Below are 26,948 nucleotides of genomic sequence, written 5' to 3' on the forward strand. Positions count from 1 at the left end.
GCCCGGCACCTGGGCGCCCTCACCGGCTCGCTGCGGCTCGGGCGGCAGCCCGCACCGGTAGCCGACGGCGGAGCGGACGCCGGCCGACACCGACAGCCAGCCGTCGAACGGGCAGGCGAGCGTGCCCACGGTCTTCACCGACACCGACCCCAGGTCGCTCTCCCCGGCCAGCCGCCACAGGTGAGGGGTCGTCCGCGGGTCGACGTCCTCCCAGAGCAGGCCCGGCACGCCGATGAGGGCCACCGGGGACTCCTCCTCAGCGGCGTGCGCGGGCGGCGCCGCCCACCACAGCGCCGACGCGACCAGCAGGAAATAGGCCCACCTCACCGTTGCCCCCTCTGCGGAGAACGAGTCCGCGACGGCGACGCCGCCGGCACTCGAGCCGGAGATCAGCAGGCAACGTAGCACGCCTCCCCTCGGTTAGGCTCTCTCGGCGCCGGAACGGGGCCGGGGTCCTTCACGGCCGCCACCCCCGCGCGGTGAGAGTGCGACGGTCCTGGTCACCAGGTGGCGGCGATGACCACGCCCACCACGACGACGGCCACCATGGCCTGGCGGAACGCTCGAGTGCGCAGGGCTCGGGCGATCCCTATCGTCAGTCGCCGGAGCCCAGGCCGAGGCGCTTCCTCCAGGCGGGCGACCCGCTGGAGGACGGGCTGGAGCCGCCCACGGAGAACGGCGGGCTTATTCCCTGGCGTCAGGGCAGTTGTCGGCGCAGACTGGAAAGACGGCGATACCCACAACGTGGAGCACCCGTGGACCATCACCTTGATCACATGCCGGTTCTGTCCCGCGGCAGGCATCGCAACCCGAAACGTGGTGCTTGCTTCATGGAGTTCGCGTCCTATCTGGCCGGAGAGCGGTGGAGCGACCACCCGGCCTGCACCCACCCGCTGCTGGCGGCGCTCGCCCGTCTCGTCAACGACAACACCGACGACGAGAGCCGCAGCCGCCTCGTCCACCTGGTCCCGTCCATCATCGGCCTGACCAGCACGGACCTCCGGGTCGACGCCCACATCGCGCTCCGCTGCGCGACCACCGCGCTGCCCGTGGCCGCCGCCGAGCGCCAGCTCGCCCTCGCCGTCTCCGTGCTCGCGGCCGAGGAGATGCTCGCCAGGCTGGACGGCGTCCCGTCCGGGCGGCTCAGCCCGCGCAGCCAGGAGGCGATGGACCAGGTCCCGCAGGCGGCCGCGCAGGCCCGCAAGTTCAGCCGGACCGCCAAGATCACCGAGAAGGGCTTCCGCAGGTACGCCGCCCCCAACGCGGTGCAGCTGGCCGTCGTCGGGATCGTGCAGGCCTGCGTCAAGGACCCGGACACGATGCTGCGCGGCCTGCTGGAGGCGACGATCGACGACTGCACCCGCCTGATCCGCGGCGCCGACGCCGCCTCGGTGACGCCGTCGCCCGCCGCCGCGCCCACTGCCGCGCCCGCCTCCTGACCGTGTTCTTCGTCACTCCCGGGTCCGGGGTTAGGAGATCCTAAAAGACTCGTCCACCTGTTCGTATAGCGCGTAGAAGTGCAGGTCAGGCAAGCCTCCCCTTCGTTGCGGATCTTTCCGACATATGCCTAATGTCTGGATGAAAGCAGCCTGAGGGAGGGGTTTATGACCATCGAGCTGGAGCGGCCGTACTCGCCCGAGATCCACCACAGTCACCGCGACGTCAACGGCGGCTGGCTGCGGCCCGCGGTGTTCGGGGCGATGGACGGACTCGTCTCCAACTTCGCGTTGATCGCCGGGGTGGTGGGGGCCACGGGCGCCGGGCGCGGCGCCGTGGTGGCCGGATTCGCCGGGCTGGTCGCGGGTGCGTGCTCGATGGCGGCCGGCGAGTACACGTCGGTCAAGTCGCAGACGGAGCTGATGCGCGCCGAGATCGCCGTGGAGCGGCGCGAACTGGCCCGCAACCCCGAGGGTGAACGCGCCGAACTGGCCGCGCTCTACCGCGCCCGAGGGCTGGAGCCCGAGTTGGCCGAACGGGTCGCGGCCGGGCTGTCCGCCGACCCCGAGCAGGCTCTGCGGGTGCACGTGCGCGAGGAGCTCGGGGTGGACCCGGACGACCTGCCGTCGCCGATGCTGGCGGCCCTGTCGTCGTTCTGCGCGTTCGCGGCGGGGGCGCTGGTGCCGCTGGTGCCGTTCCTGTTCGGCGCGGCGGGGCTGACGCTGGCGGTGGTGCTGAGCGTGCTCGGCCTGTTCGGGTTCGGGGCGATCGTGGCACGGCTGACGGCGCGGCCCTGGTGGCTCGGCGGCCTGCGCCAGCTCGCGCTGGGCGTCGGCGCCGCCGCGGTGACCTTCGGCATCGGCAACGTGCTCGGCGTCGCGGTGTCCTGACCCTGACCCCACTGACGCCCGGGCGTCCTGCCGTCAGGGGCGGGTGGCCGTGGCGAGGTTGACGCCCAGGGCGATGAGGGCGGTGCCCGTGAGGACGTCGAGGGCGCGCCGGACCGCGGGCCGGGCGAAGAACGCGCGCAGGGCGCTCACCACGTTGGCGACCACCAGGAACCAGACGACGGTCCCGCCGAGGGCGATCAACGACAGGGAGAGCGCGTCCGCGCCATGGGCGAGGAACTGCGGGACCAGAGCCACGAAGAACAGGGCGGCCTTGGGGTTGAGCACGTTGGTGAGCAGACCCTCCCCGAAGGCCGCCAGGGCGCCCTGCCGAGGCGAGCCCGGCGGGGGCGGTTGCGGTGCGCCGCCTCCGCGCACGGCGGCCAGGATCGCGCGGACGCCGAGGTAGCCGAGGTAGGCGGCCCCCGCCACCTTCACCACGGTGAACGCCGTGGCGGAGGCGGCCAGGAGGGCTGCCACGCCGGTCGCCGCGGCCACGACCCAGGCGAACACGCCGACGGCGATGCCCAGGGCGGCCGCCATGCCGGCGCCACGGCCCGACACGGCGGAACGGCGTACGACGACGGCGAAGTCGGGGCCGGGCGACATCGCGCCGAGCAGCACGACGCCGCCGAAGGCGAGGGACACGGTCAGCGAGGACACGATCTGCGCTCCTGGGGGTCAGTGGCGGCGGCGCCTGCGGCGCTTCATGATGGCACGCAGCGTCAGCAGCAGCACCACGGCGACGATCTGACCGCCGGCCACGATGCGGTTGACGTCGACGGCAGGCTGCCAGCGGACATCGCCATCCTTGATCACGAACACTCCGGCGGGGGTCGCGCTCACGCCGTAGCCGAGGCCGCCGCCGCTGCCCGACTCGCCCCGCCGCTTGTCGCCCTGCTCCTTCGCGCCCGGCTCCTTCGCGACCGGCTCCTTCGCGACCGGCTCCTTCGCGACCGGCTCCTTCTCCCCCTGTCCTCCTCCGCCGCCGCCTCCGTAGGCGATCCTGGCGACGGGGATGACGACCACGTCGCCGTGCTGGACGGGGTCGCCGAACACGCGCTTGACCTGTGCGGAGTCTTTGGATTTCTCCGCTATCTCCACGATGTCCATGACCCCATGGTGACTCACGTGGCCCTCCCGCGCAGCTCGCGGTAGACGCGGACGAGGCGCTCGGTCGAAGGGTCGGGGAAGGCGTCCTGCGGCTGGTCGGAGGTGAGCGCGGGCGCCAGGTCGAGCGCCATCTTCTTGCCCAGCTCGACGCCCCACTGGTCGAAGGAGTCGATGCCCCAGATGGTGCCCTCGACGAACACGACGTGCTCGTACAGCGCGACGAGCTGGCCGAGGGTGGACGGCGTGAGCTTGGGGGCCAGGATCGTCGAGGTGGGGCGGTTGCCCGGCATGACCTTGTGCGGCACCACGCCGGCGGCGGCGCCCTCGGCGGCGATCTCCTCCGCCGTCTTGCCGAACGCCAGGGCCGAGGTCTGCGCGAACAGGTTGGCGGTGAGCAGGTCGTGCATGCCCTCACGGTCGTCGTGAGGCTCGGCGAAGCCGATGAAGTCGGCCGGCACCAGATGGGTGCCCTGGTGGAGGAGCTGGTAGAAGGCGTGCTGGCCGTTGGTGCCCGGCTCGCCCCAGAAGATGGCGCCGGTGTCGCAGGTGACGGGGGCGCCGTCGGCGCGCACCGACTTGCCGTTGGACTCCATGGTGAGCTGCTGCAGGTAGGCGGGGAAGCGGTGCAGGCGCTGGCTGTAGGGCAGCACGGCGCGGGTCTGGGCGCCGAAGAAGTCCGCGTACCACACCCCGAGCAGGCCCATCAGCACCGGCATGTTGGCCTCGAACGGCGCGGTGCGGAAGTGCTGGTCGATGGCGTGGAAGCCGGCCAGCATCTCGCGGAAGGCGGCCGGGCCCACCGCGATCATCAGGGACAGGCCGATGGCCCCGTCGAAGGAGTAGCGGCCGCCGACCCAGTCCCAGAAGCCGAACATGTTGTCGGTGTCGATGCCGAACTCGGCGACCTTGGCGGCGTTGGTGGAGACGGCCACGAAGTGCCGGGCGACGGCGTCGTCGCCGAGGGCGGAGACCAGCCACTGCCGGGCCACCTTGGCGTTGGTGAGGGTCTCCAGCGTGGTGAAGGTCTTGGAGCTGACCACGAAGAGCGTGGTCGCGGGGTCGAGGTCGCGGAGGTTGCCGGTGATGTCGGCCGGGTCGATGTTGGAGACGAACCTGGCCTGGACGCCGGCGTCGGCGTAGTCGCGCAGCGCCTCGTAGGCCATGGCGGGGCCGAGGTCGGAGCCGCCGATGCCGATGTTGACCACGGTGGCGATGGGCCGGCCGGTGGCGCCCCGCCATTCCTGGGCGCGCACCCGGTCGGCGAACGCGGACATCTTGTCGAGCACGGCGTGCACGTCACCGGTGACGTCCTGGCCGTCGACCTCCAGAGCGGCGTCGGCGGGGGCGCGCAGCGCGGTGTGGAGCACGGCGCGGTCCTCGCTCACGTTGATGTGGGCGCCGGTGAACATGGCCTCGATCCGCTCGCGCAGCCCGGCCCGCTCGGCCAGCCGGACCAGCAGCTCGACGGTCTCACCGGTGACGCGCTGCTTGGCGTAGTCGAGGTAGAGGTCGCCGGCGGTCAGCGTCATGCGCCCGGCCCGGCCCGGGTCGTCGGCGAACAGCTCGCGCAGGTGCCTGCCCGCCACCTCGCCGTGGTGCTTCTCCAGCGCCGCCCACTCCTGGCTCCTGGTGATGTCGCCGTTCACTCAGCCCCTCCTCGCCGCCGTCAAACGATCAACGTCTGGTCCTATCGTCCCGTACCCGCCTACCCGCGGTGACCGATTCCGCGCGTGGCGGAGCGGAGCTTCTGACCCCGGCGCGGGCTCAGTGGGACTCGCGGCCCACCGCGTCGCCGCTGGAGCCGGTGAGGAAGTCCAGGTCGGCGCCCCGGTCGGCCTGCAGCACGTGGTCCACGTACAGGCGTTCCCAGCCGCGTACGGGCCGCGCGTGGCCGGTCATGACCGGCTCCCTGGCGGCCAGCTCGGCCTCGGGCAGGTCCACGTCGAGCCGCCGGGCGGCGACGTCGAGCACGATCGGGTCGCCGGTGCGCACGCGGGCGAGCGGCCCGCCCGCCGCGGCCTCGGGCGCGACGTGCAGCACGACCGTGCCGTAGGCGGTGCCGCTCATCCGGGCGTCGCTGATGCGGACCATGTCGCGCACCCCCTTGGCCAGGAGCTTGGCGGGCAGCGGCAGGTTGCCCACCTCGGGCATGCCGGGGTAGCCGCGGGGCCCGCAGCCGCGCAGCACGAGCACCGAGGTCTCGTCGACGTCCAGGTCGGGCGAGTCGAGCCGGGCGTGGACGTCCTCGACGCTGTCGAACACGACGGCCCTGCCGCGGTGGCGCAGCAGCTCGGGCGAGGCGGCGGCGGGCTTGACGACGGCGCCGTCGGGGGCGAGGTTGCCGCGCAGCACGGCGATGCCGGCGTCGGGCAGCAGCGGGTCGGCGCGCCGCCTGATGACGGTGTCGTCCCAGATCTCGGCCCCGGCCAGGTGGTCGGTGAGCGGCCTGCCGGTGACGGTGACGGCGGACGGGTCGAGCAGGTCGGCGACCTCGTTCAGCACCGCGCGCAGGCCGCCCGCCCGGAACAGGTCCTCCATGAGGTGCCGGCCGGCGGGCTGCAGGTCGACGAGGAGCGGCACGCCGGAGCCGGTGCGGTCGAAGTCGTCGAGGGTCAGCTCGACGCCGAGCCGGCCGGCGATGGCGAGCAGGTGGACGACGGCGTTGGTGGAGCCGCCGATGGCGGCCAGGGTGACGATCGCGTTGAGGAAGGAGGCGCGGGTCATGACCCGGCTGGGGCGGCGCCCCTCGCGGACGAGCTCGACGGCCAGGCGGCCGGTGTCGTGCGAGCGTTCCAGCAGCCTGCTGTCGGGGGCGGGGGTGCCGGAGGTGCCGGGGATGGTCATGCCGAGCGCCTCGGCCATGCAGGCCATGGTGGAGGCGGTGCCCATCGTGTTGCAGTGGCCGCGGCTGCGGATCATGGAGGACTCGGACTCCAGGAACGCCTCGCGGGAGAGCGTGCCCGCGCGGACCTCCTCGCTGAGCCGCCACACGTCGGTGCCGCAGCCGAGCGCGACGCCGCGGAAGCGGCCGGTGAGCATGGGGCCGCCGGGCACCACGACGGCGGGCAGGTCGACGGAGGCGGCGGCCATCAGCAGCGACGGGATGGTCTTGTCGCAGCCGCCGAGCAGCACCACGCCGTCGATCGGGTTGGCCCGCAGCATCTCCTCGGTGGCCATGGCGGCGAGGTTGCGCCAGAGCATGGCGGTGGGCCGGACGTTCGTCTCGCCGATGGAGAGCGCGGGCAGGTTGAGCGGCACCCCGCCGGCGGCCCAGACGCCCTGTTTGACGCTGTCGGCGACCTCGTCGAGGTGGGAGTTGCAGGGGGTCAGGTCGGAGGCGGTGTTGGCGATCGCGATGTGCGGCCGCTCGCCCGTGAAGGCGTCCCGCGGCAGCCCGCGGCGCATCCAGGCCCGGTGAAGGTAGGAGTTCCTGTCGTCGCCCGCGTACCAGTGGGAGCTGCGCAAAGCCATAACCGGCACCCTAACCAGCGAATCACGGCCAACGGTAGAGATCTCACGTTCCGCCTGTCCTGTTCACACAAGCCACAACGCGGGCAGGCTGGAGGACATGGAGAGCATCGATGCCTACTGGCGCGCGGCCAACTACCTGTCCGTGGGCCAGATCTACCTGCTGGACAACCCGTTGCTGCGTGAACCGTTGCGACCGGAGCACATCAAGCCGAGGCTGCTCGGCCACTGGGGCACCACGCCGGGCCTGAACTTCTGCTTCGCGCACCTGAACCGCGTCATCCGCGAACGCGACCAGGACATGATCTACATCGTCGGCCCCGGGCACGGCGGCCCCGCGGCCGTCGCGCATTCCTGGCTGGAGGGCTCCTACACCGAGCGTTATCCTGACATCACGCAGGACGAGCCCGGGATGCGCGCCCTGTTCCGGCAGTTCTCCTTCCCCGGCGGCATCCCCAGCCATGTCGCGCCGGAGACGCCGGGCTCCATCCACGAGGGCGGCGAGCTGGGGTATGCGCTGTCGCACGCGTACGGGGCCGCGTTCGACAACCCGGACCTGGTGGTGGCCTGCGTCGTCGGCGACGGCGAGGCCGAGACGGGCCCGCTGGCGGCGAGCTGGCACTCCAACAAGTTCCTCGACCGTGAGCGCGACGGCGTGGTGCTGCCCATCCTGTCGCTGAACGGCTACAAGATCGCCAACCCGACGGTGCTGGCCCGCATCCCCGACGACGAGCTGTTCAAGCTCATCGAGGGGTACGGCTACCGCCCGCACCTCGTCGGCCCGAGCCACGAGGAGATGGCGAGCACCCTGGACGTGGCGTTCGAGCAGATCGCCGCGTACAAGGAGGGCTCCGAGCGGCGCCTGCCCATGATCATTTTGCGCACGCCCAAGGGCTGGACGGGCCCGAAGGAGGTGAACGGGCTGCCCGTGGAGGGCACCTGGCGCTCCCACCAGGTCCCGCTGACCGCGGTGCGCGACAACCCCGAGCAGCTGGCGATGCTGGACGCGTGGATGCGCTCCTACCGGCCGGAGGAGCTGTTCGACGCGACCGGCCGGCCGATGCTCGCCATCCGCGAGACGGTGCCGCGCGGCGAGCGGAGGATGAGCGCCAACCCGCACGCCAACGGCGGCGAGCTGCTGAGGCCGCTCCGGCTGCCCGACTTCCGCGACTACGCCGTGGAGGTGAAGCTGCCGGCCACGCAGTCGACGGAGCCGACCCGGGTGATGGGCAGCCTGCTGCGCGACGTGATCGAGCGCAACCCGCGCACGTTCCGGCTGATGGGGCCGGACGAGACCGCCTCCAACCGGCTCAGCGCCGTCTTCGAGGTCACCGACCGCACCTGGGCGGCCGAGCGGCTGCCCACCGACGAGCACCTGGCGCCCGCCGGGCGGGTCATGGAGGTGCTCAGCGAACACATGTGCCAGGGCTGGCTGGAGGGCTACCTGCTGACCGGGCGGCACGGCCTGTTCAACTGCTACGAGGCGTTCATCCACATCGTGGACGCGATGTTCAACCAGCACGCCAAGTGGCTGGAGGCGTGCCACAAGATCCCGTGGCGGCGGCCGGTGGCGTCGCTGACGTACCTGCTGTCGTCGCACGTGTGGCGGCAGGACCACAACGGTTTCAGCCACCAGGACCCGGGGTTCCTGGACGTGGTGGTCAACAAGAAGGCGTCGGTGGTGCGGGTGTACCTGCCGCCGGACGCGAACACGCTGCTGTCGGTCACGGACCACTGCCTGCGCTCGCGCGACTACGTGAACGTGATCGTGGCGGGCAAGCAGCCGGTGCTGGACCTGTTCACCATGCAGGAGGCCATCGCGCACTGCACGCGCGGCCTGGGCATCCTGCCGTGGGCGTCCACGGACGCCCACACCGAGCCTGACGTGGTGCTGGCCTGCGCGGGCGACGTGCCGACGCTGGAGACGCTGGCGGCCGTCTCCATCCTGCGCGAGGAGCTTCCCGAGCTGAAGGTCCGGGTGGTCAACGTGGTCGACCTGATGCGGCTGCAGCCGTCGTCGGAGCATCCGCACGGCCTGCCGGACTCCGAGTTCGACACGCTGTTCACCACCGACCGGCCGATCATCTTCAACTTCCACGGCTACCCGATGCTGATCCACCAGCTCACCTACCGGCGTACCGGGCACGCCAACCTGCACGTGCGCGGCTACAAGGAGGAGGGCACCACGACCACGCCGTTCGACATGTGCATGCTCAACGACATCGACCGCTACCACCTGGTGATGGACGTGATCGACCGGGTGCCCGGCCTCGGCTCGAAGGCGGCCCACCTGCGCCAGCGCATGTCCGACGCCCGTCTGCAGGCGCGCGCCTACACCCGGATGTACGGCGAGGACGCCCCCGAGATCAGGTCGTGGACATGGCCGCACGCATCCTCGTCCTGAACACCGGCTCCTCCTCGATCAAGTACGAGCTGATCGACGCCGAGTCGGGCACCCGGCCGGCGCGCGGCGTGATCGAGCGGATCCACGAGGGCGAGGGCCTGCTGACCCACCACGCCGGCGACGCTCCCCCGTACGAGCGCAAGGGCGTCTACGCGGACCACGCGCAGGGCCTGGAGGCGGTGCTGGAGGCGTTCCGGGTGGCGGGGCCTGAGCTCGACCCGGTGGCGGTCGGCCACCGGGTGGTGCACGGCGGCGCGCGGTTCGGCACGGCGGTGCTGGTGGACGAGGAGGTGATCGCCGCCATCGAGGCGCTGGCGCCGCTGGCCCCGCTGCACAACCGGGTGAACGTGGCCGGCATCCGGGTGGCGCAGGCGGCCTTCCCCGGGGTGCCGCAGGTGGCGGTGTTCGACACGGCCTTCCACCGGTCGCTGCCGCCCGAGGCGTACACGTACGCGGTGCCGCGCGAGTGGCGCGAGGAGCTGGGGGTGCGCCGGTTCGGCTTCCACGGCACCTCGTGCGCGTACGTGTCGCGCCGGGCCGCCGCCTTCCTGGACCGGGACCTCGCCGGGCTGAACCTGATCGTGCTGCACCTGGGCAACGGCGCCAGCGCCACCGCGATCGAGGCCGGGCGCAGCGTCGACACCTCCATGGGGCTGACCCCGCTGGAGGGCCTGGTGATGGGCACCCGCTCGGGTGACGTCGACCCGGCGCTCTGCGCGTACCTGGGCAGGATGGCCGGCTTCGACACGCAGGACGTGGAGGAGGCGCTGGGCCGCCACGGCGGCCTGCTCGCGCTCGCCGGCACCGGCGACATGCGCGAGGTGCGGCAGCGCGCCCGGGACGGCGACGCCGAGGCGCGGCTGGCGCTGGAGGTCTACTGCCGGCGCATCCTCAAGTACGTGGGCGCCTACTACGCGGTGCTGGGCAGGGTGGACGCGATCGTGTTCACCGGCGGCGTCGGCGAGCACGACGCCGCCACCCGGGCCGGGTCGCTGGCCGGGCTGGAGCGGCTCGGCGTCACGGTGGACCCGGGACGCAACGAGGCTCCGGACGGCGGGGAGCGGGTGATCTCGCCGCCGGGGGCGGAGGTCGCGGTGCTCGTCATCCCCACCGACGAGGAGTGGGAGATCGCCCGCGAGGCGCTGGAGGTGATCTGACGGTCAGCGGGGGCGGGCGGCCGTCCGGCGTACGGCGGCCACGATGTCGCTGTTGGGCAGCCCCTTGAGGAGGTACTCGCACACGCCGACGCGGCGCATCTCGTCGACCGAGTGGGAGTCGCCGTAGGCGGAGAAGGCCATCACCCGGGTGGCGGGCGACAGCCGGCGGATCTCCCCCGCCGCCCACGCCCCGCCGCCCGGCATCCGCACGTCGAGGATGGCGACCGCGGGCTCGTGGCCGACCGCCAGCCGCACCGCCTCGCGGGCGTCGGCCGCGACCGCGACCACCTCCAGGTCGGGCTCGGCCGCCAGCACCTCCTTGAGCGCCTCGCGGATCAGCGGCTGGTCGTCGCCGATGAGGACCGTCAGCCGGTCCGGGACGCCGCTCATCGCAGCCCCGGTCGGACGGCCGGCACCCAGAACTCCACCGTGGAGCCCTCCCCCGGCCGGCTGTGGAGCTGCCACCAGCCGCCGGAGATCTCGGCCCGCTCGCGCATCTCGATCAGGCCGAAGTGCTCGCGCCGGGCGGAGGCGTCGCCCGGATCGGCGAAGCCGACGCCGTCGTCGGCGACCTTGACGTGCACGCCGTGGTCGGCCGAGGCGAGCCGGACCCGTACGGAGGAGGCGCGGGCATGCTTGCGGACGTTCGTGAGAGCCTCCTGACAGATGCGGAACACCGTGATCGCGGCCTCGGGCGGCGGCTCCTCGTCCAGGTCGGGCACGAGGTCGTAGGCCAGTCCGGCGCCGGAGGCGACCTGTTCGAGGTATCCGGACAGGGTCTCAACCAGGCCCCCGCTGTCGAGGCCGGGCGGATGCAGGTAGAAGGCGAGGTTGCGCAGCCGGCCGACGGCGGCGTTGACGGTGTCGTTGAGCCTCGTGACGGCGTCGGCGTGCTCGGCGGGCAGCGTGGAGGCGAGCAGTTGCAGGCGCATGCCCACCGCCACCATCGACTGGATGGTGTCGTCGTGCACGTCCCAGGCGATGCGCCGCCGTTCGGCCTCCTGGGCCCGCACCAGGTGGGCCAGGAGCCGGCCGCGCTCGTCCAGCGCCCGCTCGACGTTGCGCCGCTCGCTCAGGTCGCGGGTCACCTTGCCGAACCCGCGCAGCCGCCCGTCGCCGTCGCGCAGCGCGGTGATCACGACGTTCGCCCAGAACCGGGTGCCGTCCTCGCGCACCCGCCAGCCCTCGTCCTCGAACCTGCCTTCGGCGACGGCGATCTCCAGCCCGCGGCCGGGCTTGCCGGAGACGACGTCGTCCGCCGGGTAGAAGACCGAGAAGTGCCGCCCGATGATCTGACCGGCGGTGTAGCCCTTGATGCGCTGGGCGCCGGAGTTCCAGCTCAGGACGTGGCCGCCGGAGTCCAACATGAAGATCGCGTAATCTACGAGGCTCTGCAGGAGGAGTTCGAGGTCGACGTTCTCGTGCTCGCGCATAGTGCAGCTTCGCACGGTGACGGCCCCTGCCGGGAACGCCATCCGCTCAGGGGGCGGCGACGAGGGAGAGCGGCGCCCCCAGCTCACACCACACGACCTTCCCGTCCTCGTGGCGGTCGATACCCCAGGACGCGCACAGCGCCTCGATGACGTGCAGGCCCCAGCCGTCGGCCGGGCCGGGGTCCCGGGGCTCGGGGGCCTGCTCGCTGCGGTCGCCGACCTCGATGCGGACGTGGCGGGGACCGCCGGTCATGCGCAGCGTCGGCCCTCCCGCGCCGTGCACGAGCGCGTTGGTGACCAGCTCGGACACGACCAGCAGGACGTCCTCCGCACGGCCCCGGTAACCCCACGCGACCAGGGCGTCACGGGCGGCCTCCCGCGCCACGGAGATGCTGCCCATCTCCTCGGCGAGGTGGCGCTCCACCGTGCCCGAGCCCACTCCTGTGGCCATGGTTCTACTTTCGGCCGGCCGAAGCTTGACCGCGAGACGCAACCGTGCCGGACCTCTTGGTGCGGTTGCGGGATACCTGACTGGTGCAGACGCATCAGTCGAGCAGCCCCCGACGCCGGGCGATGGCCACGGCCTCCAGCTTCGACCGGGCCCCGAGCTTCTCCAGCACCCGCTGGATGTGGTTGCGGGCGGTGTTGCGGGCGACGCCGAGCCGCTCGCTCACCTGGTCGGTGCTCACCCCCTCGGCGAGCAGGTGGAGGGTCTCCCGCTCCCGGCCGGTCAGCCCGTCCGCGCCGGTCCGCCCCCGGCCGGCGAGCTGGTCGAGCACCGCGGGCAGCAGATCGGGGGCGAAGGCCACGCCGCCCGCCGCCACCTCGCGCACCGCCCCCTCCAGCTCCCGCAGGCCGGACGACTTCTCCATCAGGCCCGCGCCGCCGGCCTCCACCACGCGCACGGCGATCCGCGGCGACGCCTCGCCGGTCAGCACGAGCACGCGCACGCCGGGGGCCTCCCGCGTGATGCGGCCGATGGCCGCGATGCCGTCGCCGTCGGGCAGCCGCCGGTCGAGCACGACCACGCCGGGCCGGTGGGCGCGGACGGCGGCCACGGCGTCGGCCACCGACCCGCACCGGGCCACCACCTCCAGGCCCGGAGCGCCGCCGAGCGCCAGCGCGATCGCCTCCGCCACCATGTCGTGGTCCTCCACGAGGATCAGCCGTACGCGGACCGGCGCGAACGGCTCCTGCGAGGGTGACACCGCTGCTCTCCCTAGATCGGATCCCGCCTCGCACCCTACCGTTCACCAGGTATCCCGAGGCGCGCGGTACGAACCGTATGGTCGGAAATTGGTAGGGTTGCCCGCGTTGTTCATTCATGTGGATGGGTGGGATACAGCTGTGGAGGTCGAGCAGACGGCGCTACCGGGAATAGGTCTGCGCCATGAGTTCACGACACAGAGCGGGCGCAGAGTGGGAGTGATCTCCCATCGCACGGGGCGGCGAGATCTCGTCATCTACAGCAAGGACGACCCCGATCGCGCCTGCGAGGTCGTCAAGCTCAACGACGAGGAGGCCGACGCCCTCGTCGAGCTGCTCGGCGCGCCGCGCATCGTGGCCCGGCTGAACCAGGCGCACCAGGAGGTCGAGGGGCTCGTCAGCCTCCAGCTTCCGCTCCCGGCCGGCTCACCGTACGTGAACAGGCCGATGGGCGACGCGCGGGTGCGGACCCGCACGAACGCGTCGATCGTCGCGATCGTGCGCAGCGGGCAGGTGTACGCCAGCCCCGGCCCCGACTTCGTGCTCGCCGCCGGTGACATCGTGGTCGTGGTGGGCAGTGCCGACAGCACCTCCGAAGTCGGCGACCTCCTGGCAGAGGGCTAGGCCGGGTGCATCACACCGCGATAATCTTCCTCGAGTTCGGGGCCGTTCTCCTCGGTCTGGGCGTGCTGGGCGCGCTGGCGCTGCGCGCGGGCATCTCCCCCATCCCCCTCTACCTGATCGCCGGTCTCGCCTTCGGCACCGGCGGCGTGCTTCCCCTTGCCACCAGCGAGGAGTTCATCTCCATCGGCGCGGAGATCGGCGTCGTCCTGCTGCTGCTGACGCTGGGCCTGGAGTACAACGCCGACGAGCTGGTCTCCAGCCTCAAGGGCAACGCCCGGGCCGGCATCGTCGACCTGGTGCTCAACGCCGCGCCCGGCGCGATCCTGGCGCTGATGCTCGGCTGGGGGCCGGTGGCCGCCCTGGCGATGGCCGGCGTCACGTACGCCACCTCGTCGGGCATCACCGCCAAGGTGCTGAGCGACCTCGGCTGGATCGGCAACCGCGAGACGCCGACCGTGCTGTCGCTGCTCGTGTTCGAAGACCTCACGATGGCGCTCTACCTGCCCATCCTGACCGCGACCCTGGCCGGCCTCAGCCTGGTCAGCGGCGCCGTCACGGTCGGCATCGCGCTGGCCACGGTGACGGTGGTGCTGCTCGTCGCGCTGCGGTTCGGCAAGTGGATCGAGGCGTTCGTCGCCAGCCCCAACAACGAGGTGCTGCTGCTGAAGGTCGTCGGCCTGGCGCTGCTGGTGGCCGGGATCGCGCAGCAGCTGCAGGTGTCGGCGGCGGTCGGCGCGTTCCTGGTCGGGATCGCCCTGTCGGGGCAGCTCGCGCACGACGCGCAGGCGCTGCTGGCGCCGCTGCGCGACCTGTTCGCGGCGGTGTTCTTCGTCTTCTTCGGCCTTCAGACCGACCCGACGAAGATCCTCCCGGTGGCGGGCATCGCCGCCACCCTGGCGCTGGTCAGCATGCTGACGAAGCTGGCGACGGGCATCTACGCGGCCAGGCGGGCCGGCATCTCCAAGGCCGGTCAGGCCCGGGCCGGCATCGCGCTGGTGCCGCGCGGCGAGTTCAACATCGTCATCGCCGGCCTGGCGGTGGCCGCCGGCGCCCATCCGGACCTGGGTCCTCTCGCGGCCGCGTACGTGCTCATCCTCGCCGCCTTCGGCCCCCTGGCGGCCAAGCTGGTCCAGCCCCTCTTCGAGGCCATCGCCAAACGCGCGTGACCCCTGCGGGACCCCGGTCTGGAGACCGGCCGGGACGACCACCTCGCGTGCCCGTCCCCCGCCTGGAGATCGGCCGGGACGATCGCCGGGCGGGACCGCTTCCACCGCCGAAACTGTCGGTGGGGCGTGCGAGGCTTGCCCGCAGCCATGTGAAGGAGGCGGGACGGTGGAAGAGCGGACCGGGCGCGAGGAGCTCGCGGTCGTCATCGGGCGGACGGAGGCCGGCGCGCCATGACCTCACGGGTGACGGCCGACGTCACGATCGGCCCCGGCGACTGGGACGACCGCGACCTGCGCGGCGAGACCTTCCAGCGGGTCCGGTTCGTCGACCTCGACCTGATGGAGCTGGCCGACGAGGGCGCCGTCTTCGAGGAGTGCACGTTCAGCGACGTCCGGTTCAACGTGTCGGCGCACGAGAGCGCCGCCTTCCTCACGTGCGCGTTCCGCGGCTGCTCCTTCTTCGACGCCTCGTTCACCGGCTGCAAGCTGACGGGCAGCTCGTTCTCGGGGTGCACCTTCGGGCTGCTCAAGGTCGACGGCGGCGACTGGTCCTTCACCTCGCTGGCCCGGGCCGACCTGCGGGGCAGCACCTTCGACGGGGTCCGCCTGCGCGAGGCCGACCTGTCGGGGGCCAAGCTCGAAGGCGCCGCGCTGCGCGGCTGCGACCTCACCGGCGCGGCGCTCCGCGGGGCCGACCTCAGCTCCTGCGACCTGCGCGGCAGCGACCTGAGCACCCTCGACCCCCAGACGGTCACGCTCGACAAGGCCGTCGTCGACCCCGACCAGGCCGCGGTGATCGTCACCGCCATGGGGTTGCGGGTCCTGCCGTGACGAACCGTCGCCGGGGTCAGGGGCGGCCGTCGAGACGGTCGTAGGCGGCGCCGAAGACCGGGGCGCACTCGTCGATGAAGTCGGCGGGGAAGCCGCGAGTGAAGGGGGCGGCGTCCGTCAGGCGGCTCACGGCGTCCTCCGGCAGCGTGACGTCCACGGCGGCGAGATCGTCGGCGAGCTGGCCGGGAGAGCTGGCGCCGACGATGGGGTGCACCACGCGCGAGCGGGCGCGGGTCCAGGCGATCGCCACCTGCGCCGGCGTGACGCCCAGCTCCGCCGCCACGTCCAGGACGGCCCTGGCCGCCGCGTGCTCGCGTTCCGTCACCGTGCCGGGCGCGACCCGGGCGGGCGCGTCGGACGCCGGTCCGGCGGTGTACCTGCCCGACAGCACACCGCGTTCGAGCGTCCTCCAGGCGGCCACGGTCAGCCCCGACTCCTCCGCCATCGGCAGCAGCTCGCGCTCGACGTCCCGCCAGAGCAGGCTGTACGGCACCTGCAGCCCGGCGAACGGCGTCCACCCGCGCCACTCCGCCAGCGTGTTGGCCCTGCTCACCACCCACGCCGGCGCGTCGGACATGCCGACGTAGAGCACCTTGCCCGCCCGCACCAGGTCGTCGAGGGCCCGCATCGTCTCCTCGATCGGCGTGTGCCGGTCCCAGATGTGCGCCCACAGCAGGTCCACGTAGTCGGTGCGCAACCGCCGCAGGCTCCGCTCCAGGGACAGCACCAGGTTCTTGCGATGGTTCCCCGCCGCGTTGAGGTCCCGGTCGTCGCGGGTCAGCGTGTACTTGGTGGCCACCACGAACCGGTCCCGCCGCCCCTCCAGCAGCTCCCCGACCACGCTCTCCGACTCGCCGTAGGCGGACGCCGTGTCGACGACGTTGCCCCCCGCCTCCTCGTACAGGTCCATCATCCGGCGCACCTCGGGCGTCACCGCCCGCCACGTCATGGCGCCGAGGAACAACTCCGACACCCGCAACCCCGTACGCCCGAGCAACCTGTAACGCATGACCGTCTCCCCTCACCGGTTCTTCTGGACGGTCCACGCTCGCGCAGCGGCGGCCCGGCAGGGAGACCGGGCGGAGACTGGCCCTGGCGGGGCCACGCCAAGACCGGGCCGTCGCGCCTAGACTGCCTCGCGTGAGCGCGAACGAGCTGGCCGCCTATCTGCGCGGTCTCCGGGAAGCGGTCAGGCCGGGCGACGTCGGCCTGCCGGAGACGTCACGGCGCCGGACACCGGGGCTGCGCCGGGCCGAGGTGGCCACGCTGGCGGGCATCAGCGTCGAGTACCTCACCCGGCTGGAGCAGGGACGCGACCGCAACCCGTCCGCCCAGGTGCTGGGCGCGCTCGCCGACGCGTTCGGACTGGGCTTCGAGCAACGGCTGCACCTGCGCCGGCTCGCCAAGCTGGTCAGCGGCGACGCGCTGCTCTGCCCCTCCGTCGTGCCCTCCCCCGCGCGGGCGGTGCGGCCCACGCTCCGCGCGCTGCTCGACCGGCTGGAGCCGGCCCCGGCCGTCCTGCTCAACCGGCTGTCGGACGTGCTGGCCCACACCGCCGGGTACGCCCGGACGGTGGAGGCGCTGGGCGTCCTCGACGGTGACCGGCCCAACCTGGCCCGCTACGTGTTCACCGACCCTCGGGCGCGGGCCGCCTTCCCCGACTGGGACACCGTGGCCGCCGGGCAGGCCACCGCGCTGCGGCTGGCGACCGCCATGGGCGACGCGCACGCCGACGACCTTGTGGAGGAGCTGACGATCACCGCCGGGGCGGCGTTCACCAGGCTGCTGTCCATCCCGTCGGCGCCGGTCGCGTCGCCGCGGCGGGAGCGGCTGGTTCATCCGGGCGCGGGCGAGCTCCGGCTGGTGACGGAGTCCCTCGACCTGTCGGACGCCGACCAGCGGCTGGTCGTCCACCTTCCCGCCGACGAGTCGACCGCCACGGCCCTGGACCACCTGACCGGCCGCCACCCCGGCGCCCTCCACGCCATCACCGCCTGAAGCCGGGCAGGTGGGCGCCCTCGTCGCGCGCCCCCCGGCGGGCGGTCTCCACCGCTTCCCGGGTCAGCACGATCATCATCGTACGGACGGGTAGGGCGGTCGCACCTGAGGTTAGGTTCGCGGCGGTCGGTGCCGGGCAGCCATGTGCCATGGACGTGGCGGAGCTGGAGAACCTGGTGTGCCGGGAGCTCAGGGATGCCGGGTTCGCGGTGGAGCCGACGCGCAGACCGGCCGACGGCGGGCTCAGCGTGTGGCCCGACCCCGAGCGCGGGGTGGTGGTGCGCTGGAGCGTCCCCTCCCGTGGCCCCGCCCGTGATCCCGCCCGTGATCCCGCCCGTGATCCCGCCCGTGATCCCGCCCGTGATCCCGCCCGCGACCCTGCCCGTCACGACACGATCTGGACGGCCGTGCGGCTCGCCTTACGGACGATTCTCTGCGCGGCGGGCTTCGACGTGACGGAACTCCCTGGGCAGGCCGAACTCGTGGTCACGGCGGCGGCCCGCCCCCGCCCCACCACCATCACCGAGCCCGACCCCACCACCCGCTGACCCACCCGCTGGCCCACCCGCTGACCCACCCGCCGTGGGGACCCGAGCGCGGGCTCGATGCGGTACGGCTGCGCCCGGCGTGCGCGTGGTGGGCTCGATGAAAAGAGGCCGGTGACTTTTCGGGGCCGGAGCGGTCTTATAGGGGCCGACTCACGAAAAGGGAGACCTGATGCGGAAGATCGTGCAGGAGATCGCCGACGAGCTGGTGGGGGCGGGCGCGGAGCGCGGGCTGCAGGTCGCCGTCTTCCGGCGGGGCGAGTTGCTGGCGGACGTGGTGGCCGGGGTGGCGGACGCGGAGACGGGGCGGCCGTTCACCTCCGACACCCCCGTGTACGCGACCTCGACCGGCAAGGGCGTCACCGCGGCCGTGGTGCACACGCTGGCCGAGCGGGGCGCGCTGGACTACGACACGCCGATCGCCGAGCTGTGGCCGGAGTTCGGCGCGCACGGCAAGGACCGGGCGACGATCCGTCACGCGCTCTCCCACCAGACCGGGGTGCCGGGCGTGCCCGTGGCGACGACGCCGGAGGACCTGGCCGACTGGGACAGGATGTGCGCGGCGATCGCCGACGCCGAGCCGTGGTGGGAGCCGGGCACCCGGTGCGGCTATCACCCGCAGACCTTCGGCTATCTCCTGGGCGAAGTGGTGCGCCGGGTCACCGGCAGGCGGTTCTCGCAGGTGCTGGAGGAGGAGGTGGCCGGGCCGCTCGGCGTCTCGGGTGAGCTGTTCTGCGCCGTGCCGGAGGCGGAGCTGGGCAGGCTGGCCCGGATCGAGGAGGTGGCCCCGCCGCAGCCGCTCCCGGACGCGATGCGGGACATGATTCCGTTCTTCCGGGTGGTGGGCGGTTACACCGCGGCGCCGGCGGCGGCGATGCCGGACGCCGCGTTCAGCAACCGGCGCGAGGTGCTCACCGCGGAGATCCCGGCCGGCGGCACGATGACGGCCCGCGCGGTCGCGCGCGTGTACGACGCGCTGCTGTCGGGCGAGCTGGTGTCGCCGGCGCGGCTGCGTGAGCTGTCGACTCCCGCGGTGAGCGGCACGGACGAGGTCACGGGCGCGCCGGCCGGCTGGGGGCTGGGCTACGCGATCGGGCTCAGCCCCGCGCTGTCGGCGCCCACCGTGTTCGGCATGCCGGGCAGCGGCGGCACCGCGGCCTTCGCCGACACCGAGACCGGGCTGGCCGTCGGGATCATGAAGAACCGCATCACCGCCGGTGACTTCACCACCGTGGACCGGATCGGCGCGGCGGTGCTCAGCGCAGCACGGTGACGAACCCGCCGCCGGTCGGCTCGGTGTCGCCGAACACGTGCAGGTCCTCGCGGAACACGCCGAGGTAGGCCGCCTTGTCGTGGAAGGTGCCGGCCAGCGCGTCGCCGTACCCGATCAGCTCGGCGTGCGCGTGCCTGCGCGGCTCGTACGCGGTCTCCAGCCCTTTCTCCAGCAGCACCGGGTCGCCCTCCGCCGCGCCGATGACCCCGGCGAGGATCTCGGCGTCGTGCATGGTGTAGCTCATGCCCATGCCGGTCATCGGATGGCAGGCGAACGCGGCCGACCCGAGCAGGGCGGCGTTGCCCCGGTGGTACGCCGGCGCGCGCATGGCCGACACCGGGATGCGCTGCCAGTGGGCGGGGCCGAGCACGTCGTAGGCGTCGTCGTTGTCGGTGATGAGGTCCTTGACCGCGTCCACGGCCAGGCCGTCGGCGAACACCTCGCGCTCGTCCTCGAGCGGCAGGCCGATGAACACGCGGGCCTGCTCCTCGTTGATCGGGTACAGGTAGCTGAACCAGCCGTCGGAGTTGAAGTAGAGGCGGTTGAGCCTGGCGACGCTGGCGGTCAGCGGCACGGTCGCCACCCGCATGATGTGGGGGTAGGCGGAGGTCTCCTGGGTGATGCCGAGCGCCTGGCGCACCATCGAACGGGAGCCGTCGGCGGCGATGACGACGCCGGGCCGCAGCTCCCGGCCGTCGGCCAGCACCAGCCGCGCCACCCGGTCGCCGTCGTGCTCCAGGCGCTCGATCTGCGAGTCGAACCAGAACTCCACGCCCTGCATCGAGCAGCACGAGTAGATGACCTCGACCAGCTCGCGGTAGGGGCGGATGAGGAAACCGTCAGGGTAACGGCACTCCTGGATCGCCTCGCCGTCGTGGTAGTAGCGGACGATGTCGCGTTTGAGCGCGTGCCGTTCCACCAGGCTCCCCAGCCCGTGCCGGGCCAGGACCCCCATGCCGGGGCGCTTGACGAAGTCGGCGCCGGCGGCCGGGATGGCCGGTCCCTGTTCCACGACGACGACGTTGTGGCCGTTGCGGCCCAGGAGCAGGGCCAGGAAGCAGCCGCCGAGCCCCGCGCCGACGATCGCCACGTCGCAGGTTGTCGTCATTGCCATGTTGAGAGCCCTTCTGATGTTCTTGCGAGACGCGTGCCCCCGTGCACGCGGGGTTGCGAGCCTGGCCTCATGGCGTGGGCCTGGCCCCGTACCACCTGGGGTGGAACGGCCTGCGGGGGGACCGCGGGGTGGCTGGCGGCGGGCTGGGCCGGCAGCAGCGCGTCGGCCTCGGCCGCCACCGTGGCGAGCTGCGTGCGCAGCTCCAGCAGCATCCGGCGCGGCACCAGCACCATGACCTCGCCGGTCGCGTGCGGCATCCGCAGCATCTTCATCAGCGCGATCGTGCCGACCAGCACGGAGACGGCCACGCACACCGCCAGCGCGCTGGACAGCCCGCCCATGGGCCCCGCCATGAAGGGGTGGCCGATGACGACCGACACGGTGGCCACGCCCAACGCGCCGCCGACCATGCGGGACATCACGGCCGCGCCGACCGCGGAGGCGTACTGGTGCGGCTGGGCGGCCAGGGTGGTGGCCATGGAGGTGCCCGGCGCCAGCGCCCCCACCCCGACGCCCACGCCGACACTCGCCGCGAGCCCCCACAGCGTGGGACCGCTCTGCGCCAGCGCCACGACGCAGGAGCCGCCGCACACGGTGGCGCCGACGTAGATGAGCCCGTACGGGCCCAGCTTGCGTACGAACTTGCCACCCAGCCACGCGGTGACCGCCACGGCCACGGAGGTGGGCGTGAGCCAGAGCGCGACCTCCAGCATGGGGAAGCCGAGGTGCAGGAGGTAGAGCGGCTGGAGCGCGAGCAGCCCGTACGACAGGACGCCGAACCCCCAGGTCGCCAGCCAGCCCCAGCCGAAGCCGGGCCGGCGCCACAGCGTCAGGTCGACGGCGGGCACCCGGTGCCGGCGGGCCCGCAGGAGCGCCAGGGCGAGCGTGACGACGGCGCCGCCGGCCAGGTAGGCGCAGGTCATGCCCCACGTGGTCGCCTTGGAGATGGCCAGCACCATGGCCCCGATCGAGAGGGTCAGCAGGACCGCCCCGAGCATGTCGGGCCGGGTCCTCGGCGCGCCGTCGCGCCGGGCGGGCAGGCCGGGGGGCAGCCAGGTGGTGGCGAGGAGCAGGAGCATGCCGGTGACGACGACCGGCGCGAACAGCGCCCGCCAGCCGAACCCGGTGGCCAGCCAGCCGCCGCCCGCCTGCATGAGCAGGCAGCCGAGGCCGGAGGCGGAGCTCCACAGCGCGATGGCGCCGCGCCGCTGGTTTTCGGGCAGCTCGCCGAGGAGCACGGCGAGGCTGGCCGGGATCATCGCGGCCGCGCCGACTCCCTGCGCCGCCCTGGCCGCGAGGACCATCGGCCAGTCGGGCACGGTGAGCGTGGCGAGCCCGCCGAGGACGAAGATGACGAGCCCGATGACCAGGACGCGGCGGCGGCCGAACAGGTCCGCCCAGCGTCCGGCCGTGGCGAGCAGGGCGGCGATCGGCACGAACGCGGCGCTGGTCAGCCAGAGCAGGTCGCTCAGCGGCAGGGTGTTGCCGGCGTCGCCGTGCTGCATGAGGCCGACGGCCAGGGTGGTGGCCGTGGTGTCGGCCATGACGGTGAACATGACGCCGGCGCCCACCAGCCGCAGCAGCGTGCCGCGTCCGCGTGCGGGCTTCCGCGCCACCGGGTATGCCCCCACCTCGACGACTGGCGACTGACGCAACGTGGCCACCTCCATGAGAGCCCGGATGTCGGTTCCCGCCGCCCGGCGCACCGGGCGGCGGTGGTGCTTCCTGTCCCGCCGCCCGTGCCGTCAGGCGCTGTAGCGTCCCGGCGACAGCAGCCCGTACGGGTCCAGCGCGCCCTTGAGCCGGTAGAGCATGGCCAGGGTCGCGGTGGAGGACTGCGCGTAGACGTCGGCGGCGGAGTTGTCGATGTCGGAGCGGTAGATCGGGCACCCGTAGCCGCGCAGCAGGCCGTTGGCGTCCTGGCGGAACCGGTGGGCGCGGGCCGGCGCGTCCGGCACGTTGCGGTCGAAGAAGATCTGGATGACGCCGTTGGCGAGGTTCCTGCTGACCATGTTCCACTCCATCGCGGCCGCGGTGGCGTTGCACTCGGCGGCGGCGCGCAGCACGGTCAGGATGTTCTCCGTGGAGGCCTCGTCCATCGGCAGCTTGGGCAGCAGCGCCAGGAACCCGATCGGCCCGGAGTCGACGTCGTCGCAGGAGCTGACGCCGAGCGCGTTGTGCACGCTCATGCAGGTCGGGATGCCCTGAGCCATGAGGGCCCGCGGGTAGAGGGGGTCGTCGGGGCTCACGGCGGCGGCGTCCAGGACGCGCAGCCCTTCGGCGCCTTCGACCTCCAGCAGGTGCTTGCGGAGCAGTTCCTCGGCCAGGCGGACGGTCTCGCCGCTGCCGAGCAGCGGGCCGACGATGGTGAGCAGCTCCGGGTCCATCCCGTCGGGGAGCATCCAGCCGCCGCGGCTGGGCGTCAGCGCCAGTTCGCGCACCCGCAGCAGTCCTTCCGCCGGGTTGCCGCGGCGCAGGAACGATCGCACGGCGGCCACGGCCCGGCCTGCCTGGTCGCGCGGGACGCGGGCGTGCACCAGCCCGATCGCCTGCGGGCGGGGCACCAGCGCGATGACGCCGGCGGTGACGATGCCGAGGTTGTGCTGGACGAACGCGCCGGTCAGGTCGGGTCCGGCGATGTGGCCGCGGTAGCGGCCCCAGTGGTCCAGCCCGCCGGTGCTGACGAGGCTGCCGTCGGCGAGGACGGCCTCCACCCCGGCGAGGTCGTGCACGCGGGAGCGGATCGAGCCGTCGCCGCGCTCCAGCGCGTTGCCCACCACGGAGCTGTCGGCGCACGAGGAGGTGACGTTGAGCAGCCAGTCGGTGTCGCGCAGTTCCTCGGCGAGCTGGCGCTGGGTCACGCCGGGCTCGATGACGGCGAAGCCGTTCTCCAGGTCGAGGCTGCGGATGCGGTTCATGGCGCTGAGGTCGACGACCACGTTCTCGTCCTTGGACGGAACGCCGGAGCCCATGCCCCAGTTGCGCCCGGTGCTCAAGGGGTATAACCGGCGCCCTTCGACGGCGGCCCGCCGTACGACGGCGCGGACCTCGTCGACGTTCTGGGGCCGCGCGACACCCGCGATCATTCGCGCGCGGTGTGCTCCGACATCGCGTACTGCTGACGCCAGTCGCGTGTGACCTTGCATGACACTCCTTGGTGAGCCGAGACTTTCCCCGCGGGTCACCGGCCGCTTCGCCGGGTCTCCCCCCTCGTGGTTCGCGATCAGGCGGTGCGCTTGAGCAGGTCGTCGATCGACCCGATGGCCCTGTTGGATATCTCCCGGATCTGCCACAGCCGTTCGGTGACCTGCGTGTCGGCCTCGGTCGGCTCCGTTGCGGCGGTGTCGTCCAGGTGGTCGTAGACGGCCAGACGCGGCCTGGGCGGCTGCCGGTCGCCGTCATAGGGATGGCGGTAATCGGGGTGGACGTGCATGGCGGGGCTCCTACCGAACGGGTTCTGGGTCGCGGTCGGCCGTGGCGTCGGTGCGGTGGCGCCGGGGGTGGTGCTCATGTGGCCGGCCTCCTCCCACTTCACGAGATCGCAGAAGTGCTTCTGTAAACCCTGAACTAATTGTTCCGCCCTTATCCTGCCCTTTGCCGCCCAACTGTCAACTACCACTTAACGAACGCGTTGGAATCCTCTCGCCGGCCTCACACCGGACCCCAGGACCCTCCCGGCACGCCCGTCCACCACCGCGCACAACCGTTCCACTGGTGCTCAGAAAGGGGATGCCGCCTTCGGAGGGAGCGCGGGACGGCTTGGCGGCATGTAACCCGAAGGTCAGGCGCGGCTACCTTGCGGGAGGGTAAGAGAGAGGCTGCGGAGTTACGGGTCGTCACACCGCGCAAACTCGATCAGCCCTGACCGTTTCGGGGATTAACGACCGGATCTTTCTCCGCCGAGGTGCTCTCACCATGCCGGGACGAGAGCGCGGCGGCCGTGCGCTCTCGCCTGATCCGGGAGGGTCCCGGTGCTCGCGCCGTCAGCTACGGCCAGGTCCCTGAGATCCCTCGGGCCGGTCCCCGGCCTGCTCCTCGATGGTGGTGCCGTCCCGGTCGACCTCGAACCGCTCCTTGCGGACGGTCCCCGTCACCGTCTCCTCGCTGCGCACGTGCTCCTTGTGCATGCGCACGCGCTCGACGGGCGTGGCCTCCTTGGAGATGACCGGGCGCTCCTCGTACAGGGTGATGGACTCCTCGTCCTCGGCCAGCTCGCGGCCCTCCTGGGGCGTGCCGCCGGTGATCGGCTCGCGCTCGATCACGACCTCGTCGTGCTCCAGCGGGACCCTCTCCTGGACGTCCTCGGTCTCCACGTACTTGCGCAGCCGGACGTGACCCGCCTCTCTCCGCTCCTTGCCGACGTGCATCCGCTCCTCGGAACGCGTCATGTCGATGTCGCTGACGCCCTCCCCGCGCAGGTCTCGCGTCTCACGGCTCAGCGACTCGCCGCCCCGCGCCTGCGAGCTCAGCGGTTCGCGGTTGAGCGACTCACGGCTCTGCGGCTCGCTGCCCCGCGTTCCCGGGCTCCCGGGCGCGAATCCCCGCGGTTCGTGGCTCTGCGACCCACGGTCCTTTGACACGCTGTCCTGCGACACGCTGTCCTGCTCGCGGTTCAGCTGCTCGCTCCCGGCCGCCGCGCCGGTGGCGGCGCTTCCGGTCGTGGTGCTCCCGGTCGTCGCGCTCCCGGTCGTGGTGCTTTCGGTCGTGGTGTCGGCGGTCGAGGTGCCTGTCCCGCTCTCCGGGCTGCGCTGCGCGGGGATGTCGGACGGCTGCATGCCGTAGTAGCGGTAGAGCCCCGCCTCCTCCTCAAGGGTCAGACGATCGTCCGCGTCGATGTTGGGCGCGCCCTTGATGGTCTCCTTGTCGAACGCGACGCGTAGCTCGTCACCGGTCCGGCGCGCACCGATCAGCGGCACGAAACTCTGCTTCATACCGAACATTCCGGTACGCACCGTCACCCATTCCGGCTTTCCCGTACGGTCACTGAGGTAGACCTGGCCGACCTTGCCGACGTGCTGGCCATCGGAGCCGATGACGTCACACTCGAACAGACTCCGGATCTCTGTCTGCATAGCCACGACGATTCCCCCGAATTGCTCGTGCCGCCGGCCGCCTCACCGGACCGACAGGTGGCTCAAGACGGGCAAATACCCCAAATACGGACAAACACACGCGATCGAGCAAGGTTTTGCGTAATGCGGGATCGGCGCCTCAGGAGCTCTCGGGAGCGCCGCTGTCGGGCGCCGGGGTGCCCGCGCCGGGGATCTTCTCGATCTCGGCGAGGTGCTGCTCAAGCGCGGGAAGCGCCTTCTGCGCCAACTGCTTCACCTGCGGCGACGTGCCGTTCTGAATCTCCTTCTTGGTGGCGGCGATGGCCTGGACGTGCGCCACCCGCATGGCGGTGACGAACTCCTCGTCGAACTCGGCGCGCGAGGCGTCACGCAGCGCGGTCATGATCTCCTTCTGCTCGCCCGAGGTGCTGGTGGGCAGCTTGACCCCGAGCTGCTCGGCGGTCCTGACGACCTCCACGTCGAACTGGGTGTGGTCCTTGACCAGCATCGCGCCGATGGCCTTGACCTCCTCCGCGTCGCCCTTGCTCTCGGCCAGCTGACCGGCCTGGGTCTCCGCCATGTTGCCCTGGTGGATCTCGCGCAGCCACATCCGGTCCTGCTCGGACGGCTGGACGGGAGCGGCCGTACCCGTCCCCGGCGACGCGGCGGTGGACGGTGCCGGCGAGGCGAGACCCGCGGACGTGCTGCCGCCCCCGCCGTTACAGCCGGTGACGACGATCGCGGCGGCGAGGAGCAGAGCGAGGTGCGAGCGGCGCGGAACGGACATGACAAATCCCCTGACGCTACGTGATGTGACACTGACGGACAGTCATATAAGCGCGCCGGGCGGCCCGCCCTCGCCACGCCACGCCGGTTCACCGGTAAAAGATCCGGCCACAACGGTTAGGACCGGATGGATACGGGCATGGCAGGCCACTCCTGTACGTCGAACCGAGGAGGAGCCATAGTGCTCACCCTGACAGCCAACGCAGCCCAGGCGATCCGTAGTCTCACCGAGGGCGCGCCGGAACCCGCGCAGAGCGGCATCCGGATCGCGGCCGGCGGTGAAGACGCCGGCTCGCTGACCCTCTCTATGGCCACGGCCCCCGAGCCGGCGGACGCGGTCGTGGAGTCGGAGGGCGCCCGCGTCTACCTCGACCCGGTGGCCGCGACGGTGCTGGACGACAAGTCACTCGACGCCGGCTCCGACGACCAGGGGGCGGTGTCCTTCCTGGTGACCG

General features: G+C 72.3%; 26 protein-coding genes and 1 pseudogene. 11 read left to right on the forward strand and 16 right to left on the reverse strand.

Translation table 11 applies throughout. From position 1 onward, the window contains the following. Window positions 1-327 (reverse strand): annotated as a pseudogene (locus OUY22_RS22120) (hypothetical protein); the annotation flags it as partial. Between the two features lie 503 nt (window positions 328-830). Between OUY22_RS22120 and OUY22_RS22125 the strand changes: the two are divergent. Together OUY22_RS22125 and OUY22_RS22130 are read left to right on the forward strand one after the other, a co-directional pair. After that, the gene (locus tag OUY22_RS22125; protein ID WP_270156992.1) at window positions 831-1,439 is read left to right on the forward strand and encodes a hypothetical protein; all 609 of its coding nucleotides are present in this window, start codon (window positions 831-833) and stop codon (window positions 1,437-1,439) included. Window positions 1,440-1,604: 165 nt separating this feature from the next. Next, window positions 1,605-2,327 (forward strand): VIT1/CCC1 transporter family protein, encoded by a 723-nt coding sequence (locus tag OUY22_RS22130; protein WP_270156993.1) that lies wholly within the window; start codon window positions 1,605-1,607, stop codon window positions 2,325-2,327. 33 nt (window positions 2,328-2,360) lie between these two features. On the opposite strand, the gene OUY22_RS22135 is transcribed toward OUY22_RS22130, so the two are convergent. The 4 genes from OUY22_RS22135 to OUY22_RS22150 form a co-directional block, all read right to left on the reverse strand. Further along, window positions 2,361-2,987, reverse strand: a complete 627-nt coding sequence (locus OUY22_RS22135; protein ID WP_270156995.1) for a LysE family translocator — start codon at window positions 2,985-2,987, stop codon at window positions 2,361-2,363. Window positions 2,988-3,005: 18 nt separating this feature from the next. Next, window positions 3,006-3,437 carry a spore germination protein GerW family protein gene (locus OUY22_RS22140; RefSeq protein WP_270156997.1) on the reverse strand — a complete coding sequence of 144 codons (432 nt, stop codon included), beginning with the start codon at window positions 3,435-3,437 and terminating at the stop codon, window positions 3,006-3,008. Between the two features lie 14 nt (window positions 3,438-3,451). Next, the gene (pgi, locus tag OUY22_RS22145; RefSeq protein ID WP_270156998.1) at window positions 3,452-5,083 is read right to left on the reverse strand and encodes a glucose-6-phosphate isomerase; all 1,632 of its coding nucleotides are present in this window, start codon (window positions 5,081-5,083) and stop codon (window positions 3,452-3,454) included. A gap of 118 nt (window positions 5,084-5,201) precedes the next feature. Then, entirely contained in the window at window positions 5,202-6,908 is a 1,707-nt protein-coding gene (locus tag OUY22_RS22150; RefSeq protein WP_270156999.1) for an IlvD/Edd family dehydratase, read from the reverse strand. Between the two features lie 97 nt (window positions 6,909-7,005). On the opposite strand from OUY22_RS22150, the gene OUY22_RS22155 reads away from it, so the two are divergent. Both OUY22_RS22155 and OUY22_RS22160 read left to right on the forward strand, forming a co-directional pair. Continuing rightward, window positions 7,006-9,309 carry a phosphoketolase family protein gene (locus OUY22_RS22155; RefSeq protein ID WP_270157000.1) on the forward strand — a complete coding sequence of 768 codons (2,304 nt, stop codon included), beginning with the start codon at window positions 7,006-7,008 and terminating at the stop codon, window positions 9,307-9,309. Then, entirely contained in the window at window positions 9,285-10,466 is a 1,182-nt protein-coding gene (locus OUY22_RS22160; protein WP_270157001.1) for an acetate/propionate family kinase, read from the forward strand. The genes OUY22_RS22155 and OUY22_RS22160 overlap by 25 nt, the downstream gene beginning before the upstream one ends. Window positions 10,467-10,469: 3 nt before the next feature. Here the strand turns inward: OUY22_RS22160 and OUY22_RS22165 are convergent, their stop codons facing one another. The 4 genes from OUY22_RS22165 to OUY22_RS22180 form a co-directional block, all read right to left on the reverse strand. Continuing rightward, window positions 10,470-10,856, reverse strand: coding sequence for a response regulator (locus tag OUY22_RS22165; protein WP_270157002.1), 387 nt, complete (start codon window positions 10,854-10,856; stop codon window positions 10,470-10,472). Then, window positions 10,853-11,914: a PAS domain-containing sensor histidine kinase gene (locus OUY22_RS22170; protein ID WP_270157003.1), complete on the reverse strand. Its 1,062-nt coding sequence runs from the start codon at window positions 11,912-11,914 to the stop codon at window positions 10,853-10,855. Before OUY22_RS22170 ends, OUY22_RS22165 begins: the two co-directional genes overlap by 4 nt. A gap of 31 nt (window positions 11,915-11,945) precedes the next feature. Further along, on the reverse strand, window positions 11,946-12,350 hold the full coding sequence (locus OUY22_RS22175) for an ATP-binding protein (RefSeq protein WP_270157004.1): 405 nt from the start codon (window positions 12,348-12,350) through the stop codon (window positions 11,946-11,948). A 94-nt stretch (window positions 12,351-12,444) separates the two neighbouring features. Then, entirely contained in the window at window positions 12,445-13,107 is a 663-nt protein-coding gene (locus OUY22_RS22180; protein ID WP_270157005.1) for a response regulator transcription factor, read from the reverse strand. Between the two features lie 217 nt (window positions 13,108-13,324). Here OUY22_RS22180 and OUY22_RS22185 point away from each other — a divergent pair, with 217 nt between their 5' ends. The 3 genes from OUY22_RS22185 (at window position 13,325) to OUY22_RS22195 (ending at window position 15,726) form a co-directional block, all read left to right on the forward strand. Beyond that, window positions 13,325-13,729, forward strand: coding sequence for a cation:proton antiporter regulatory subunit (locus tag OUY22_RS22185; RefSeq protein ID WP_333486764.1), 405 nt, complete (start codon window positions 13,325-13,327; stop codon window positions 13,727-13,729). Between the two features lie 5 nt (window positions 13,730-13,734). Continuing rightward, window positions 13,735-14,895: a cation:proton antiporter gene (locus tag OUY22_RS22190; protein WP_270157007.1), complete on the forward strand. Its 1,161-nt coding sequence runs from the start codon at window positions 13,735-13,737 to the stop codon at window positions 14,893-14,895. Between the two features lie 231 nt (window positions 14,896-15,126). Beyond that, window positions 15,127-15,726, forward strand: coding sequence for a pentapeptide repeat-containing protein (locus OUY22_RS22195; protein WP_270157008.1), 600 nt, complete (start codon window positions 15,127-15,129; stop codon window positions 15,724-15,726). Between the two features lie 16 nt (window positions 15,727-15,742). On the opposite strand, the gene OUY22_RS22200 is transcribed toward OUY22_RS22195, so the two are convergent. Beyond that, window positions 15,743-16,735 (reverse strand): aldo/keto reductase, encoded by a 993-nt coding sequence (locus tag OUY22_RS22200; RefSeq protein WP_270157009.1) that lies wholly within the window; start codon window positions 16,733-16,735, stop codon window positions 15,743-15,745. A gap of 131 nt (window positions 16,736-16,866) precedes the next feature. On the opposite strand from OUY22_RS22200, the gene OUY22_RS22205 reads away from it, so the two are divergent. From OUY22_RS22205 to OUY22_RS22215, 3 genes are all read left to right on the forward strand, one after another. After that, window positions 16,867-17,724 (forward strand): helix-turn-helix domain-containing protein, encoded by an 858-nt coding sequence (locus OUY22_RS22205; protein WP_270157010.1) that lies wholly within the window; start codon window positions 16,867-16,869, stop codon window positions 17,722-17,724. A 149-nt stretch (window positions 17,725-17,873) separates the two neighbouring features. Next, entirely contained in the window at window positions 17,874-18,272 is a 399-nt protein-coding gene (locus OUY22_RS22210; RefSeq protein ID WP_270157012.1) for a hypothetical protein, read from the forward strand. Between the two features lie 169 nt (window positions 18,273-18,441). Then, complete coding sequence (locus tag OUY22_RS22215; protein WP_270157013.1) at window positions 18,442-19,542, forward strand: serine hydrolase domain-containing protein; 1,101 nt, start codon at window positions 18,442-18,444, stop codon at window positions 19,540-19,542. Here the strand turns inward: OUY22_RS22215 and OUY22_RS22220 are convergent. From OUY22_RS22220 to OUY22_RS22245, 6 genes are all read right to left on the reverse strand, one after another. After that, window positions 19,526-20,656 (reverse strand): FAD-dependent monooxygenase, encoded by a 1,131-nt coding sequence (locus OUY22_RS22220; RefSeq protein ID WP_270157014.1) that lies wholly within the window; start codon window positions 20,654-20,656, stop codon window positions 19,526-19,528. The two genes, OUY22_RS22215 and OUY22_RS22220, sit on opposite strands and share 17 nt — an antisense overlap. Beyond that, on the reverse strand, window positions 20,647-22,311 hold the full coding sequence (locus OUY22_RS22225; RefSeq protein WP_270157015.1) for an MFS transporter: 1,665 nt from the start codon (window positions 22,309-22,311) through the stop codon (window positions 20,647-20,649). Before OUY22_RS22225 ends, OUY22_RS22220 begins: the two co-directional genes overlap by 10 nt. A gap of 90 nt (window positions 22,312-22,401) precedes the next feature. Next, window positions 22,402-23,742 carry an FAD-binding oxidoreductase gene (locus OUY22_RS22230; RefSeq protein ID WP_270157016.1) on the reverse strand — a complete coding sequence of 447 codons (1,341 nt, stop codon included), beginning with the start codon at window positions 23,740-23,742 and terminating at the stop codon, window positions 22,402-22,404. A gap of 137 nt (window positions 23,743-23,879) precedes the next feature. Next, entirely contained in the window at window positions 23,880-24,167 is a 288-nt protein-coding gene (locus tag OUY22_RS22235; protein ID WP_270157017.1) for a hypothetical protein, read from the reverse strand. A gap of 472 nt (window positions 24,168-24,639) precedes the next feature. Next, the gene (locus OUY22_RS22240; protein WP_270157018.1) at window positions 24,640-25,728 is read right to left on the reverse strand and encodes a PRC and DUF2382 domain-containing protein; all 1,089 of its coding nucleotides are present in this window, start codon (window positions 25,726-25,728) and stop codon (window positions 24,640-24,642) included. A gap of 139 nt (window positions 25,729-25,867) precedes the next feature. Then, window positions 25,868-26,494, reverse strand: coding sequence for a DUF4142 domain-containing protein (locus tag OUY22_RS22245; protein WP_270157019.1), 627 nt, complete (start codon window positions 26,492-26,494; stop codon window positions 25,868-25,870). Between the two features lie 180 nt (window positions 26,495-26,674). Here OUY22_RS22245 and OUY22_RS22250 point away from each other — a divergent pair. Then, window positions 26,675-26,948 (forward strand): HesB/IscA family protein (locus tag OUY22_RS22250; protein ID WP_270157020.1); only part of this gene is annotated, 274 nt, incomplete at its 3' end.

Origin of the sequence: Nonomuraea corallina, from assembly GCF_027620315.1 — a bacterium.
Classification (GTDB): Bacteria; Actinomycetota; Actinomycetes; order Streptosporangiales; family Streptosporangiaceae; genus Nonomuraea; species Nonomuraea corallina.

Excerpts from the sequence above, each read along its gene's own strand:
- OUY22_RS22125 (WP_270156992.1), top strand. The coding sequence starts at position 831 with ATGGAGTTCGCGTCCTATCTGGCCGGAGAGCGGTGGAGCGACCACCCG.
- OUY22_RS22130 (WP_270156993.1), top strand. The coding sequence starts at position 1,605 with ATGACCATCGAGCTGGAGCGGCCGTACTCGCCCGAGATCCACCACAGT.
- OUY22_RS22140 (WP_270156997.1), bottom strand. The coding sequence starts at position 3,437 with ATGGACATCGTGGAGATAGCGGAGAAATCCAAAGACTCCGCACAGGTC.
- OUY22_RS22150 (WP_270156999.1), bottom strand. The coding sequence starts at position 6,908 with ATGGCTTTGCGCAGCTCCCACTGGTACGCGGGCGACGACAGGAACTCC.
- OUY22_RS22155 (WP_270157000.1), top strand. The coding sequence starts at position 7,006 with ATGGAGAGCATCGATGCCTACTGGCGCGCGGCCAACTACCTGTCCGTG.
- OUY22_RS22160 (WP_270157001.1), top strand. The coding sequence starts at position 9,285 with ATGGCCGCACGCATCCTCGTCCTGAACACCGGCTCCTCCTCGATCAAG.
- OUY22_RS22165 (WP_270157002.1), bottom strand. The coding sequence starts at position 10,856 with ATGAGCGGCGTCCCGGACCGGCTGACGGTCCTCATCGGCGACGACCAG.
- OUY22_RS22175 (WP_270157004.1), bottom strand. The coding sequence starts at position 12,350 with ATGGCCACAGGAGTGGGCTCGGGCACGGTGGAGCGCCACCTCGCCGAG.
- OUY22_RS22195 (WP_270157008.1), top strand. The coding sequence starts at position 15,127 with ATGACCTCACGGGTGACGGCCGACGTCACGATCGGCCCCGGCGACTGG.
- OUY22_RS22200 (WP_270157009.1), bottom strand. The coding sequence starts at position 16,735 with ATGCGTTACAGGTTGCTCGGGCGTACGGGGTTGCGGGTGTCGGAGTTG.
- OUY22_RS22210 (WP_270157012.1), top strand. The coding sequence starts at position 17,874 with ATGGACGTGGCGGAGCTGGAGAACCTGGTGTGCCGGGAGCTCAGGGAT.
- OUY22_RS22215 (WP_270157013.1), top strand. The coding sequence starts at position 18,442 with ATGCGGAAGATCGTGCAGGAGATCGCCGACGAGCTGGTGGGGGCGGGC.
- OUY22_RS22220 (WP_270157014.1), bottom strand. The coding sequence starts at position 20,656 with ATGGCAATGACGACAACCTGCGACGTGGCGATCGTCGGCGCGGGGCTC.
- OUY22_RS22230 (WP_270157016.1), bottom strand. The coding sequence starts at position 23,742 with ATGATCGCGGGTGTCGCGCGGCCCCAGAACGTCGACGAGGTCCGCGCC.
- OUY22_RS22235 (WP_270157017.1), bottom strand. The coding sequence starts at position 24,167 with ATGAGCACCACCCCCGGCGCCACCGCACCGACGCCACGGCCGACCGCG.
- OUY22_RS22240 (WP_270157018.1), bottom strand. The coding sequence starts at position 25,728 with ATGCAGACAGAGATCCGGAGTCTGTTCGAGTGTGACGTCATCGGCTCC.
- OUY22_RS22245 (WP_270157019.1), bottom strand. The coding sequence starts at position 26,494 with ATGTCCGTTCCGCGCCGCTCGCACCTCGCTCTGCTCCTCGCCGCCGCG.